The following is a 13,025-nucleotide window of genomic DNA, read 5'->3' as shown; positions in this document are numbered from 1 at the left end:
GTCTCCATTCCGATGGTGCCCTGCTGGTCGTGGGCACTGGTTTGCTGCGAGGTAGCTGATGGTTCGTCAATTGATCCGCACGAAGGCCCCCTTGAGGACGGCCTCGGCCCCGCCGTCCACGGTGACGGCGGTCGTGCCCCGGACGGTCACCGAGGCGCCGCGCACGTTCACCTCACCGGTGCCCGCGTCCAGGGTGATCCCGGAGGAGGAGAGGCGCACCGTGCTCCCCGCCGCGCCGCCCGCGCCGTGGACGGTCAGGACGATCTCGCCCTTCTGCTGGTCCAGTTGGACCTCCAGCTTTCCGTCACCGCTCGCCAGGCGGACCCCGGACTTACCGCCCGGCACGTCCAGCAGCTCCAGCCGGTGGCCCGAACGGGAGGCCACGGAGCGGCGGTTGACCTTGCCGGCGGCCGCGTCGACCAGCGGCACGTCGTGCGGCGAGGGCCGGTCCACGCCGTTGTAGAGCCCGCCCAGCACGTACGGGCTGTCCAGGTCGCCCTGCTCGAAGCCGACCAGCACCTCGTCGTTGACCTCGGGGCAGACCACCCCGCCGCCCCCGTGCCCGCCCCACTGCACGGTGCGCACCCAGTCGGAGACGTAAGTGTCGTCCAGCCAGGGGAACTTCAGCTTCACCCAGCCGCGCTGACCGCCACCCGGCTCCCGGACGTCGGTGACCACGGCGACGGCCAGGCCCGGCATCCGCGGCCCGCGCGGCGGTGCGTTGCCCCCGGTGACCAGCCCGGCCAGCGAGCGGTCCGGCGACGCGCTGACCACCACGGTGCTGCGGTAGCCGCGGAACGGTTCGAGCAGGTGGCGCACCCCGGTGACGGTGTAGCGGCCGGAGAAGGCGGCGCCGACGTTGCCCAGGGCGACCGCGCTGCCCGCCCGCAGCCGCGGGTTGCCCTCGGCGACCACCTCCAACTCGCCGAAGCCGGCGGCCACCGAGGCCGCCAGCGACCGGGCCGCGGCGGTCGTCTCCGCCTGCGTGCGGTACGGGGTGTCGGCGACGGTCAGCCGGGCCGGGCCGGGGAAGGCGGAGGTCACCGTCGAGGGGCTCATCCCCGGCAGCACCGTCCGGGAGGTCACCGACGGCTCGGTGGCGACCAGGGCGCTCTTGGTGGTGACGTTCCAGCCGCGCGCCTCGACCGTGTCCGCGCCGGCGGTACTCGTCAGCACCCCGCGCAGCTCCAGCAGGTTGCGCCCGTACTCCAGGACCATCGGGCTCTGCGGCGCCGGGGTGGACGGCGCCGGCGCGCCGGACGCGGGATCGGGCCGGACGAACTCCAGCCGGCCGTCGTCGTCGACCCGCACGTGCGCGCCGCTCTCCTGCGCCAGGAACTGCAGGAACTCCCAGTCCGGGACGTTCGCCTGGGAGAGCTGCTGGTGGACGACCGGGAACGCGTCGACCCGCCCGCACGACAGGCCCGCACCCGCGGCGACCTGGCGGACGATGTCGGCGGTCGTCATGTTCCGGAAGGCCTTCACCCGGCGCCCGCGCATCAGGCGGTGGGTGACCGCCGAGGCCCGCACCACGGTGTACGAGCCCGTGGTGTCCACCTCCAGCTCCAGCGCGGTCACCTCGCCGGTGAACAGCCGCACCTGGGTGTGCCCCTGCACGGTGACCACGGACACCCGCAGCGGAGTGCCGATGGTGATGCCCGTCGTCGCGAGGAAGGTGTGGTCCGCGTCCCGGAAGCTCAGGACGGCCGTGTCGGGCAGGCCGACGCTCTCCTCGATGTCACAGGAGACCAACTGGGCCGCCCAGGCCGGCGGCAGCGGGCCCGGCGCCTCGACGACGGGATCCGCGGCGAACGGCCGGCCGCCCCGGGCCTCGGGGGTCGTCACGGCCGCCCTCCCCGGGTGAGTTCGTCGATCCCCGGCACGATCAGCTCCGCGCCGGGGACCAGCGCCAGCGGATCGTCGATGTCGTTGGCCTCCGCGATGGTGCGCCAGGCCGTCGCGTCCCCGTACGCGCGCCAGGCGAGCAGCGGCAGGCTGTCGCCCGCGATCACCCGGTGGGTGCTGCGCGCCTCCGGGGAGCCGGAGGTGGGGTTCTGCCCAGCCGGGTCGACGCTGGCCTCGTCGATGGAGAGGGAACACACCGCGCGCAGCGGATTGCCGTCCACGTCGAACAGCGTGTAGGTGACGGAGAGGCCGGTCAGCACGCCGTTGAACGACGTCGTCTTCAGGGTGCCCCAGTCCAGCCGGATCCACGGACTGGCCGGCGTCTTGCGCGCCAGGCTGGTCGGGGTCGGCACGCACGCCGTCATCAGCTGCTCCACCGCCCGCTCCACCGAGTTGTCGTGGGTCGCGGTCGAGTCCAGGAACACGTCGAGCGAGAGCGAACGCGGACCGCTGCCGACGAACTCCGGCAACGCGGACTGGCCCGCCATCCGGGACGGCGTGCGCCGCCACTCGGTGGTCTTGCGCAGCACCAGGGTCGCCGGGTTGAACTGGAGCCGGAGCTGCGCGAGCGTCCCGCCGGGCTGGGCGCCGACCGTCGACGGGGGCTCCATGATGGTCAGTTGGGCCCGGGTCACGCTCGCGGGGACCGCTGCGGACATCCTGGTGCTCCTCACGGGGGCTGGGTGGGGCGGCTGGGTGGGGCGGGGCTGACGGGAAATCGGGGGTGGGGCCTCAGGACGGGCGGAGGCCCGCGTGGGCGATCTCCAGGGTCTCCATCGCGGGCTGGGAGCTGGACGGGTCGAAGGACGGGCCCTCCCACCGCACCGGGACGATCCCGAGCACCTGCCAGCCGACGATCCGGCTCAGGTCGGGCCGCAGCGCCACGATCTCCCCGTCCTTCGGTTCGACCTTCCGGACGATCTCGCCCAGCCAGCGCGTGATCTTCGCGGTGTCCGCGGTGACCGCGCGGGTCAGCGTGATGTTCGTCCAGGTGATGCGGCCCGGCAGCTGCCAGGCGAAGCCGTTGTTGCCGCCCTCCGCGTACTGCTCGATCTCGACCTGGGCACCGAGCCCCGAGCAGGTGGTGAACTCGCCCAGGTCGTTGCCGCCGATGGTCAGGCTGAAGAACACACTGGTCGCGAAGATGTTGTCGGTCATCGGTCCGGCTCCCTGCTTCCTGCTCCTGCGTCCTGCTCCTGCTCCTGCTTGCTGCTTCCGGTCCGCGTCGCTGCTCAGCGGCGCCCGTCGTACGGCCGACCGCTGCGCTCCCTCCCCCGGCGCAGTTCGGTGCGCAGCAGTCGCCCGACCGGTTCGACCAGCCGCCGGGCCAACTCGTCGAGGTCGCCGAGCCCGACGCCGCCCGGCTCGGCCGGCCCGGACGGCGATCCGCCGGTGTGGGGCGCGGACGCGCTCCGGGCGGGCGAACCCGCCGACGCGGCGGCCTGCGGGGCGGCCTGCACCGTGGTGGTCGGCGTGCGCGCCGGCACGGCGGTCAACGGCACCCCGACCAGGCCCGCCTGCTCGGCCACCCGCTGCAACACCCGCGCCGTACCGGGCGACGGCGGCAGGGACGCGGCCTGGACGGGTCCGGTCCGGGCGGGCGCGGCCTGGACAAGCGCGGCCGGAGCGGGCCGTACGGAAGGAACGCTCGTGGCGCGCGACACGACGGACGAGGGGAGCCGAGGGTCCGCCACCGCGCCCGGGCCCGGCTGCGTCCAGGACGGCTGCGGCTGCGGGGAGGCGGCCGGAAGCCGCTGGAGCGACGGCGCCGCCAGCGGTGTGAGCCGGACCACGGGCGGGCGCGGCACCGTCACCACGGCGGACGGCGAGGCGGATCCGCCGGGCCTGGGGCGCCCGGCGGACGCCGGTGCGACGGCACGCTGCACGGCCGGGCGGCCCGCGGCCGTACTGCCAGCCGTACTGCTACCCGAAGTGCCGCCCTGCGGCTGCCGGGCTGCCGATGGCGCCGAGCCACCCTGGCCGCTCTGGCCGCTCTGCGCCGAACGCCCTTGCTCCGACGGCTGATCCGCCCTCACCCGGCCGTCCGCCCGCTCCGAGGGACGCCACGCACGCGAACGCTGCACCGCACCCACGACCCCGCGCACCAGACCGGACGCACGGCCCGACAGCCGGCTCCCCTGTTCCGAAGGCCGATCCGCCGCCACCCGGCCACCCCCTCCCGCCGACGAACCCCGCACGCGCGAACGCTGCACCGCGCCCGCGCCGAACGACTGCTCCGGCACCGCTGCGGCGCCCGAAACACCGGATCGCACGGGGCTTCCCTGTGGCGTTGGTTGCCCGACGGCGGTACGGCTGTCCCGGGCGCCCGGCGTCTGTCGCGAACCCGAACGCGAACGCTGCACCGCAACCGCAGGCCCGGCGGCCGGTTCGCCGTCCGTGCCCGGCTGGAGCGCCCTGGACCAGACTGCCGGGACCACGGGCGGGGCGGGCGCCGCTGCGCCTGCGCCGGTTCCAGTCGCGGCCCCGGTCGCGGGCGGCATCACCGGGGCTGCGAGGGCGACCTTCATCGGGCGCTCGCCGATCAGCCCGCGCTTTGGCCCGGTGAGCGCCACGGCTCGCTGGACACCCCAGCCTCCGGTCACCGGTCGTACGGCGACCGCCGGACGGGTGCCGCCTCCCAGCGGAGCACCGCCCTGGCCTGAGGCCCCGGCAGAGCTCCCCGCCCGGGTCGCGGGGACGACCGGCTGCGGCGCAGCGCCCGGCCGGTGCTCCCGACCGATGCCGTGGGACGGCGTACCGGAGACCGTGTCGGCCGGGCCGTTCCGGCCTGCCGACCGTCCGTCATCGCCACTCCGGGGCCGGGCTGCCGACACCGCCGGAGCATCGCCGGAACGCCGCACAGCACGCCGGACACGCGGCGCCTCGCCGACCGGGGGCGCGGCAGCGGCGGGCACCGCCGTGGCTCGACCGCCACCCCCGCCCTGAGGCCGGGCTGCCGCATCCGCCGAATCATCGCCGGAACGCGCGACGGCACGTTGAACACGCTGCACCCGCGGCCCCTCACCGACCAGGGGCAGGGCGACGGACGTGCTCTGCGACGGCACGCTCCCAGCATCGGTGCCGCCGGTGCCGCTGTTGCCGCCGGTGGCAGCGCCCGCCGTCGGGCCCGTGATCCGCCGGACCGGTGCTCGCCCGCCGAGCAGCGGGGCGGTGCGGCCCGGCGTGGCTGCCGTCGGTGGCAGCGCGTCCAGGGGCGCGCCGAGGCCGCCACGCGTACGGGCGGGGGCCTGGTCGGGGCGTGGGTGTCCGGCGCCTTCGGCGCGTTCGACGGTCGGCGAGGACGGTGCGGGCGAGGAGGCGCCGGCTCGGGACGGCGTGCGCTGGACGGGAGTCGCGCCGTCGGGGCCGCGCGCGGGGCGGGGCGCTGCCGAACCGGTCGGCTCGGTGGTCGCGCGGGTGCCCCAGCCGTAGGTGGGCTCGGGCCCGGCCGTACCGGTGCCCGTGCCCGTGCCCGTGGGCCGGGCATCGGCGGGGACGACCGGCATGGCCGGCCCACCCGACGCGGTGTCCGGGACTCGGGGGCCGGTGGCGGCCACGGGTGCGGCGCTCGCGGGCAGCGCGGTCAGGGGTGCGCCGAGGACGGGGCGGGCAGGGGCGAGTTGGCCCGGTGAGGCAGCCCGCTGGACCACTCCTCCGCCGGGCTCGCTCCGGGTGGGCGCGGCGGTTCCGTCCGGTCCGGCCGCCGTCGGCGCGACGGCTCCGCCGTTCTCGGGCGGGCGCGGGCCGTCCGCTGGTTCCGTCGCCGGGCTCGACGGCCCGGCGACGGCGTCCGGCATCCGGCCCGGTCCCGAGGCCGTCGCCACCGAGGCCGTCGCCACCGAGGCCGTCGCCACCGGGACCACCGTCACCGGGCGCGCGGCCAGTGCCCCGGGGCGCCGCGCGACGATCAGCGCCTCGCCGACGGGGCGCGGCCGCACCGGCCGCACCGGGCGCGCTGGCCGCACCGGGCGGGCCGGGCCGGCCGGGCCGGCCGGATCCGCAGCATCGCTGCGGCGCGGGGCGGTGAGCTCCGCACCGCCCGCAGGAGCACTGCCGTCGCTGTCGGCCGAGGCCGCCGGCCGGTCCGTCCCGCCCGGGCGCGTCGTTCGCGGCACCGACCGGACGGGAAGCCGCCGCAGCCCGCCGGACCGCTGGACCGGCCGCGCCCGCCTCGGCGCCCCCGACTCCCCCGAGTCGTCCGCGTCCGCCGTCGGCTCCGCCCCTGCGGCCCCGACCGCTCCGCTGACGACCGGCAGCGCGAGTTCGTCCCCGCCCCCGAAGACGGCGGCCGTCGAGACCGGTGTCGCCACCGCCCGCAGGATCCCCACCGGGGCGGAGGGCAGGACGGCGTGGCCGAGCGGGCCGCACAGCGAGGGGTCCTGCCAGGCGGAGAGCCGGGACCGGAACCGCAGGCCGTCGCTGACCCCGTGCGGGGCCCCGGCCAGGGTCGGGACCAGCGGCCGCACGGCGCGCCACCCCCCGTCCCCCGCCGGTCGCCGCGGCCCGGCACCGTCGGCGTCACCGACCGGGGCGGCGCCGACCTCCGTACCGCCGCCCGCCGAACCGCCGTCCCCGTCGCCCGCCCTGCGGCGGCCGATCCAGTCCCTCAGCCCCACCCTGCTCACCCGCCTTCGCTGACACGGGTGTTGAGCCGCGCGATCTCGCGCACCCACTGCCCGCGTTCCCGGTGGGTCAGGTCGAGGATGTCCTCCCGCTGCCAGTGGAAGTGGTAGGCGATGTACGCGATCTCCTCGTACAGCCGAGCAGGCGCGTACGTCACGATTCCCCCAGGCGCCCACCGGCGAGGTCGACCTCGAAGGCGCCGTCGCAGTGCGGGCAGGTCACCGCGGCGCGCGTGTGGCCCTCGCTGTTGATCCGCTGGTAGAGGTCCTGGAGGAACGCGACGTCGGTGGCGTACATCCGCTCGACGATCCCGGCGTGCACGTCGGTGACGTCGCCGAGCCTGGTGATCACGTGGCTGAGCAGCACCACGCTCAGGTACGCCGGGTTCTCCTTGACCCGCAGGTCGATCTGCGGCATCAGCTCGTCGCGGGCGGTGGCCAGGCGCATGGTGCCGTGTCGGTGCACGGTGCCCTCGTCGTCGACGTAGCCGAGCGGCAGCTCGAACTCGAACTCGGTGTGCGGCGCCTGGGCCCGGGGACCGGCCGGCGCCGCCTGCCCCGGGGCCTGCTGCTGCGGCGCCGTGTTCTGCTGGGCCGGGGCCCGTTCCAGCAGTTCGTCCAGGCCGATCTTCCGCCTCACTCGACGCTGATCTCTTCGAACACGATGGTCACGGTCTCCGTCGCGGCGCTGGACTCGCCCGCGGTGAGCGTGGGGCCCTCCCAGCGGCTCGCCCAGGCGTTGGTCAACTGGATCCGCCGCAGCGTGGCGCCGGTGGTGTCCTTGACCTCGATGGTGAGGTTCTGCCGCGCGGTGTTGATCGCCCCGTTGTTGAGGGTCTCCTTGATCCAGTTCGTGAACGCGCCGCTCTTGTCGAGGCCGCGGGTGATCGTCACCTCGCCGGGCAGCCGGGCGCCGGGCTGCTTGCGGACGATCAGTTTCCCCTCCTGGGTCACCTGCTTGTACTCGACGACCTCCTGATCGACCGTCAGGTTGCTGACCTCCTTGACGGACTCGACGTTGTAGCCGCCGAGTTGGACGCCGAATATGTGTGTGGAGAGCGGATCGCCTTCAGCCATTGCTGGTTGTCACCTTCCGATGAGTCGCCGGCGTCGTGCCGACGGGGTGCCGACCGTGCCGGTGGTGTGGTGTGGTCACTCGTTGACGAGGCTCGTGCTGTCGGAGAACTGGGACAGCCGGAACACCACGAACTCCGCGGGCTTCACCGGGGAGACCCCGATCTCGCAGACCACCTGGCCGAGGTCGATGGACTCCGGCGGGTTGTTGTCGCGGTCGCACTTGACGTAGAAGGCCTCGGCCGCGGTCTGGCCGAACAGCGCCCCGCGCCGCCACTCCTCGGTGAGGAACGCGGTGATGTTGCGGCGGATACTGGACCACAGCCGGTCGTCGTTGGGTTCGAAGACCACCCACTGGGTCCCCAGGAGGATCGATTCCTCCAGGTAGTTGAACAGTCGGCGCACGTTCAGGTAGCGCCAGGCCGGGTCGGAGGAGAGGGTGCGCGCGCCCCAGATCCGGATGCCGCGCCCGGGGAACGCCCGTACGCAGTTGACGCCGATCGGGTTCAGCAGGTCCTGCTCGCCCTTGCTGAGGCGGATCTCCAGGTCCACCGCGCCGCGGATGACCTCGTTGGCGGGCGCCTTGTGCACGCCGCGTTCGGCGTCGCTGCGCGCCCACACCCCGGCGACGTGCCCGCTCGGCGGGACCAGCACGTTGCGGCCGCTCGCCGGGTCGAACACCTTGATCCACGGGTAGTAGAGCGCGGCGTAGCGGGAGTCGAAGCCCGCCTCCTCCTGCCGCCAGGTGCGCATCCGCTGGGCGTTCAGGCCGGGCGGCGGGTCCAGGACGGCGATCCGGTCGCCCATCTGCTCGCAGTGCGACATCACCGCCAGCTGCACCGTCCGCAGGCCCTCGCCGTCGAGGTCGCCGCGCTGGTAGGCGCTCATCAGGTCGGGCACCGCGACCATGGTGATCTCGTCGATCGCCTCCAGGCCGGAGAAGCCGGTACGGGCGGCGGCGTCGCCGACGTACTCGGCGGGGTCGAGCCGGGTGGCGGGGGCCGCGACCGGCCCGGTCGCGGGTGCGGGGGCGGCGGCGAGGGCGTGGGTACGGCGCTCGGGGCGGCTCGGCGCGGTGCCGGGCTGTTCGGCGACCGCGACCAGCTTGGATTCGCGCAGCTGGGTGACGACGTAGCCCTTGGTGCTCTTGCGGGTCGAGACGTCGTACGTCTCCGCGATCTCGCCGCCCCGGCGGACCAGCAGTCGGAACCGGTCCTCGGGGACGTTCTCGCCCTCGACGTCGGCGATCTCGACGGACACCTCGCCGCCCGCACCGGGCAGGGCCGAGAAGAGGAAGCCGGCGATCGCGACGGGCGGGGGCGCGCTGACGGCGGGGGCGGGGGCGACGCCGGAGGCCCGCCGGGCCGGGTCGCCGACGCGTACGACGTAGGCGGAGCCGCCACCGTTGGCGAAGTAGCCGTACACGGCGTGCGCCAGGTAGGTGCCCTCGGTGAACCCGCCGAACCGCTGGACGTACTGGTCCCAGTTGGTCACCAGCGTGGGCTCGTGGAAGGGGCCGGTCTCGGCGAAGCCGACGAAGGCGGCGACGGCCGTGCCGACGCCCTCGATCGGCCGGGCACCGGACTGGACCTCCTCCACGTACACGCCCGGGGTGAGGTACGACGGCATACGCGCTCCTTCGGGTGGCCAGTCATTCGCCCCCGAGTCTGCTGCCGGGGCGCCGACCGGGGACATGTCCCGAGGTCCCGGACCGGGGGCAGGAACGTTTGCCCCGGCGGGCACCACCGCCGGTACCCACGGGTAACACGGGCACCACCGGCACCCCGCCGAGCGGGGGCGGCGGCAGGCCGGGCGGGCGGACCGGACGCGCCGCTCAGCCGCGTCCGCCCTCCCCCAGGACGCCCAGCCACGGCCCGAACTCGCTCTCCAGCACCAGCCGCCCGAGCTTGCGGTACTCGCCGACCACCGCCGCGACCAGCTGCGCCATGCCCAGCGGGGCGCCCGTCCCGGCGGCCAGGTAGGCCGCGGAGACGGCACAGGCCCGGATGGAGCCGCCGGTGAGCTCGAAGTGCCGGGCGCAGAAGTCCAGGTCGAGGTCGTCACCGCGGGGCAGCCGCGGCCCCAGGCAGCGGTCCCACAGCACCCGCCGCTGCGCCTCGTCCGGCAGCGGGAACTCCGCGATCACGTCCAGCCGGCGGGTGAACGCCTCGTCGAGGTTGGCCCGCAGGTTGGACGTCAGCACCGCGATGCCCTCGAAGGACTCCATGCGCTGGAGCAGGTAGGCCGTCTCCACGTTGGCGTGGCGGTCGTGGGCGTCCTTGACCTGCGAGCGCTTGCCGAACAGCGCGTCCGCCTCGTCGAACAGCAGGACGCCGTTCACCTGGGCGGCCTCGGTGAAGATCCGTTCCAGGTTCTTCTCGGTCTCGCCGATGTACTTGTCGACCACGGTGGACAGGTCCACGACGTACAGCTCCATGCCGAGTTCCGCGGCGACGACCTCGGCGGACATCGTCTTGCCGGTGCCCGACTCCCCCGCGAACAGGGCGATCACCCCGTTGCCCCGGCCGCCGCCCGGGCGCATCCGCCACTGCCCGAGCACCTGGTCGCGGTGCCGGGCCCGCAGCACAAGTTCGCGCAGCCGGCCGGCGGTGGGGTCGGGCAGGACCAGGTCGGCCCAGCCGACCGCGGGCTCGATCCGGCGGGCGAGCCGGGCCAATCCGGCGGCGTTCTGCGCCCGGACGGCGGCCCGCAGGTCCTCGGCGCGCACCGGGCGCCGCTCGGCGACCGCCGTCCGGGCCGCCACCGCGGCGGCCCGCTCCACCTGCTCCTGGTCCACCCGGTAGGCGGCCACCGCCTCGGCCAGCTCCTTCTCGGTCAACGCCCCCTCGCTCAATGCCCCCTCGGTCGACGCCTCCTCGCTCAGCGGCGTCCGCGCGGCGGCCAGCGCGCGGGCCCACTGCTCGGCCCGGTCGCGCGCGTCCGGCGGCGGGACGGTGACCACCACGGGGCTCTCCCGCGCCCAGGCCGGATCCCACACCTGCGGGCCGTACACGATCAGCGGGACACCGGCGAGTTCCGCACACAGCTCCCGCAACAGGGCGGCCCGCTCGGGCCGTTCGGGTTCGAGCCGGTCCAGCGGGCCGAGCACCACACCGCAGCCGCCCAGCCGCGCCTCGCGGGCGAGCACCCGCACGACACCCGCGGACGGGCGGGCGGCCAGCGCGGCGGCGTCGACGACCAGGGGCGGCGGGCCGTCGGCCGCGAGGGCGGCCACGGCCAGCGGGCCGGCCGTCCCGCTCCGGTCCAGCAGGTGCACCGGCCCGCCGTACGCCGCCGCGGCGCGCAGCCGCTCGACGGGGGGCCGGGGACGCGCCCCGGGTACGGCGCGGTGGGCCACCCCGGCGAGCGCACCGTCCGGCTCGTCGTCGCCGAGCAGATGGGCCGTCACCCGGTCCGGCACGCGCAGGGTGCGGGAGAGCAGCGGGCGCTCCGGCTCGGAGACCTCCAGGAGGCCGCCGGCGATCAGCGGGGCCCGTACGGAGAAGCGGAAGCGGCCCGCCCCGGCCCCGGGCAGTCCGCACAGTTCGAGGGCCAGCCCGATGGTCGCCCGGCGGCGGGTCAGGTCGTCGTTGAGGTAGCCGTAGAGCTGTTCGAAGCGGGCGTCGAGGTCGGGGGCGAGGGCCACCAGCAGGATGTCGAGGTCCACCGGGAGCAGCCCGAAGGCGTCGACGAGCCGGGCGAGCCGCGAACCGGGCGGCGGCGCGGGCCCGTCCCCGAGGGCCGTACTACCGCCCGCAGCGCCGCCGGGGGCCGTACCACCGCCGTGCACCGTGGCGGAGGCCGCCAGGATCCGGTCCACCGCCTCCGGGCCGAGGTACTGGCCCCGGTACGGGTCGTCCGGGTCCGGGTCCTCGGCCCGGCGCTCGCGCACCGCGGTGCGGACCCGTTGCTCGACCCGGTGCAGGCGCTCCCAGAGCTGCCCGGGCCCGGCCGGTGCCCCGTCCGTGGCCGACACCGGCACAGCGGTCGGCGCGGCCTGCGCGGCCCGCGTCGCCGGTCCGAGGTCGAGGCTCATCGCGCCCCGCCCCGCGATCGGCGGCCCGGCGGCAGCCCGCGGTCCCGGGGCGCGGCGAAGCCGTCCCGTCCGGGGTCCGCGCCGCCGTGGTAGCGCAGTCGGCGGCCCGGACCGCCGGTGCCCGCCGCGTCCTCCCGGCCGGTGTCCTCGACGTGCACCACCAGGCCCTCGGTGACCGGCGGCCCGGCCGGGGTGCGTCCGCCGGGCAGCGGGGCGAGCAGCCGGAGGTCGATCGAGGGCCGCAGCTCCCCGCCGAGTGCCGACCAGACGTCGGACACCGAGGGCAGGCCCGTGTCGCGCCCCGCGATGTCGAGCCCGACGGTCAGTCCCTGCTCGGCGAGCGTCCCGGTGAGCACCCGGGCGGGCAGCGCGTCCACGGCGGTCAGGCACTGCAGTACTTCGGCCAGCAGCCGGTGCTCGTCCTGCGGCCGGTTGGTCCAGACGGTGACCAGGTAGGCCAGCTCGAACCAGCGGGGCGCGGCGCGGTGGCCGACCACCATGCCGTCGGCGTCGTGCTCCGCGACGGTGCCGGCCTGCCGACGGCCCGTCTCCTCGCGGATCCCGTAGAGGAAGACGCTGACCGTCGGCGCGGTGCGCCGGGCGGTGAAGTCGCGGGTGGGCGCGTCGAAGGCCACCTCGACGCCGCGTTCGGGCAGACCGGCCTCGGCGAGCAGCAGCCGCAGCGCCTCGTCGACCTCGTGGATCACCGCCGCTCCACCTCCCCCGGCGGGCCGATGCTGCCCTCGACCACCAGGAAGGGGCAGGTCACCGGGGAGAATCCGGGGCCGTCGGCGGTGATGGTCCGCGGGCCGGTCTCGTCCTTGGGGAGGATGAGCAGCTGGCCCGCGAAGGTCCCGTCGTCCCGCGGGTGGGTGGGCGCCGCCGCGGCGGTGATGCCGGGCTGCCAGGTGAACCGCACCGGCACCCCGGGCGGGAAGTCCACGCCGCGGACGGAGGTCACGAAGCCGGGCTTGCCGATGGGCGGGACGGCGACGATGCGGGGCTGGAGGATGCGCAGCGGGGTGCTCGCCCGGTGCGGTCCCGGGGCGGCGTCGGTGCCGGTGGTGGTCAGTTCCGCGGTGACGGTGGTGTCCAGCGCGGCCACGGGTGACAGCACCACCCGGACCACCTGGCTGCCGCCCGGGCGCAGGTCGGCCAGCGTGCAGCTCCCGGCCCGGCAGCCCGGGGGCAGGGCCTCGGTGGGCACTCCCGCGGGCAGGCCGAGGGTGAGGCGCAGCCCGGTCGCGAGGGCCTGCCCGGTGTTGCGGACGGTGTAGCTGACGGTCACGTGGCCGCCGACGTAGCCGGGGTTGGGCTGGGCGTCGACGGACACGTCCGGGCCGGCCTGCGGTGCCGGGGTCGCGTCGGGGGCCGGCGGTGGCGGTGGC

Annotated in this window: 11 protein-coding genes and 1 pseudogene; 1 reads left to right on the top strand and 11 read right to left on the bottom strand. The window is 75.8% G+C overall.

Annotated elements, in window-relative coordinates; translation table 11 throughout:
- Nucleotides 1-66 precede the first annotated feature (66 nt).
- From OP86_RS28860 to OP86_RS36950, 4 genes are all read right to left on the bottom strand, one after another.
- Nucleotides 67-1,845 (bottom strand): VgrG-related protein, encoded by a 1,779-nt coding sequence (locus OP86_RS28860; RefSeq protein ID WP_030059300.1) that lies wholly within the window; start codon nucleotides 1,843-1,845, stop codon nucleotides 67-69.
- On the bottom strand, nucleotides 1,842-2,564 hold the full coding sequence (locus OP86_RS28855; RefSeq protein ID WP_030059301.1) for a CIS tube protein: 723 nt from the start codon (nucleotides 2,562-2,564) through the stop codon (nucleotides 1,842-1,844). The genes OP86_RS28860 and OP86_RS28855 overlap by 4 nt, the downstream gene beginning before the upstream one ends.
- A gap of 73 nt (nucleotides 2,565-2,637) precedes the next feature.
- The gene (locus OP86_RS28850; RefSeq protein ID WP_030059302.1) at nucleotides 2,638-3,063 is read right to left on the bottom strand and encodes a phage tail protein; all 426 of its coding nucleotides are present in this window, start codon (nucleotides 3,061-3,063) and stop codon (nucleotides 2,638-2,640) included.
- A gap of 74 nt (nucleotides 3,064-3,137) precedes the next feature.
- Complete coding sequence (locus OP86_RS36950; RefSeq protein WP_157849867.1) at nucleotides 3,138-3,698, bottom strand: hypothetical protein; 561 nt, start codon at nucleotides 3,696-3,698, stop codon at nucleotides 3,138-3,140.
- Nucleotides 3,699-5,577: 1,879 nt separating this feature from the next.
- On the opposite strand from OP86_RS36950, the gene OP86_RS36185 reads away from it, so the two are divergent.
- Nucleotides 5,578-6,543: a hypothetical protein gene (locus OP86_RS36185; protein WP_030260418.1), complete on the top strand. Its 966-nt coding sequence runs from the start codon at nucleotides 5,578-5,580 to the stop codon at nucleotides 6,541-6,543.
- Here OP86_RS36185 and OP86_RS37280 read toward each other — a convergent pair.
- The 7 genes and pseudogenes from OP86_RS37280 to OP86_RS28810 form a co-directional block, all read right to left on the bottom strand.
- Complete coding sequence (locus OP86_RS37280) at nucleotides 6,527-6,685, bottom strand: DUF6760 family protein (RefSeq protein ID WP_167344238.1); 159 nt, start codon at nucleotides 6,683-6,685, stop codon at nucleotides 6,527-6,529. The two genes, OP86_RS36185 and OP86_RS37280, sit on opposite strands and share 17 nt — an antisense overlap.
- Nucleotides 6,682-7,167, bottom strand: a complete 486-nt coding sequence (locus tag OP86_RS28835) for a hypothetical protein (protein ID WP_030059305.1) — start codon at nucleotides 7,165-7,167, stop codon at nucleotides 6,682-6,684. Before OP86_RS28835 ends, OP86_RS37280 begins: the two co-directional genes overlap by 4 nt.
- A complete protein-coding gene (locus tag OP86_RS28830; protein WP_030059306.1) occupies nucleotides 7,164-7,604 on the bottom strand; it encodes a phage tail protein in 441 nt (146 codons plus the stop codon). Before OP86_RS28830 ends, OP86_RS28835 begins: the two co-directional genes overlap by 4 nt.
- Before the next feature lie 75 nt (nucleotides 7,605-7,679).
- Nucleotides 7,680-9,230 carry a phage tail sheath family protein gene (locus OP86_RS28825; protein WP_030260415.1) on the bottom strand — a complete coding sequence of 517 codons (1,551 nt, stop codon included), beginning with the start codon at nucleotides 9,228-9,230 and terminating at the stop codon, nucleotides 7,680-7,682.
- Between the two features lie 205 nt (nucleotides 9,231-9,435).
- Entirely contained in the window at nucleotides 9,436-11,637 is a 2,202-nt protein-coding gene (locus tag OP86_RS28820) for an AAA family ATPase (protein WP_078589450.1), read from the bottom strand.
- Complete coding sequence (locus tag OP86_RS28815; RefSeq protein ID WP_030059308.1) at nucleotides 11,634-12,344, bottom strand: Pvc16 family protein; 711 nt, start codon at nucleotides 12,342-12,344, stop codon at nucleotides 11,634-11,636. Before OP86_RS28815 ends, OP86_RS28820 begins: the two co-directional genes overlap by 4 nt.
- Nucleotides 12,341-13,025 (bottom strand): annotated as a pseudogene (locus OP86_RS28810) (DUF11 domain-containing protein); the annotation flags it as partial. The gene OP86_RS28815 and the pseudogene OP86_RS28810, both read right to left, overlap by 4 nt.

Source organism: Streptomyces novaecaesareae (genome assembly GCF_000716875.1).
Classification (GTDB): Bacteria; Actinomycetota; Actinomycetes; order Streptomycetales; family Streptomycetaceae; genus Kitasatospora; species Kitasatospora novaecaesareae.
This window is presented reverse-complemented; position numbering and strand designations above follow the sequence as displayed.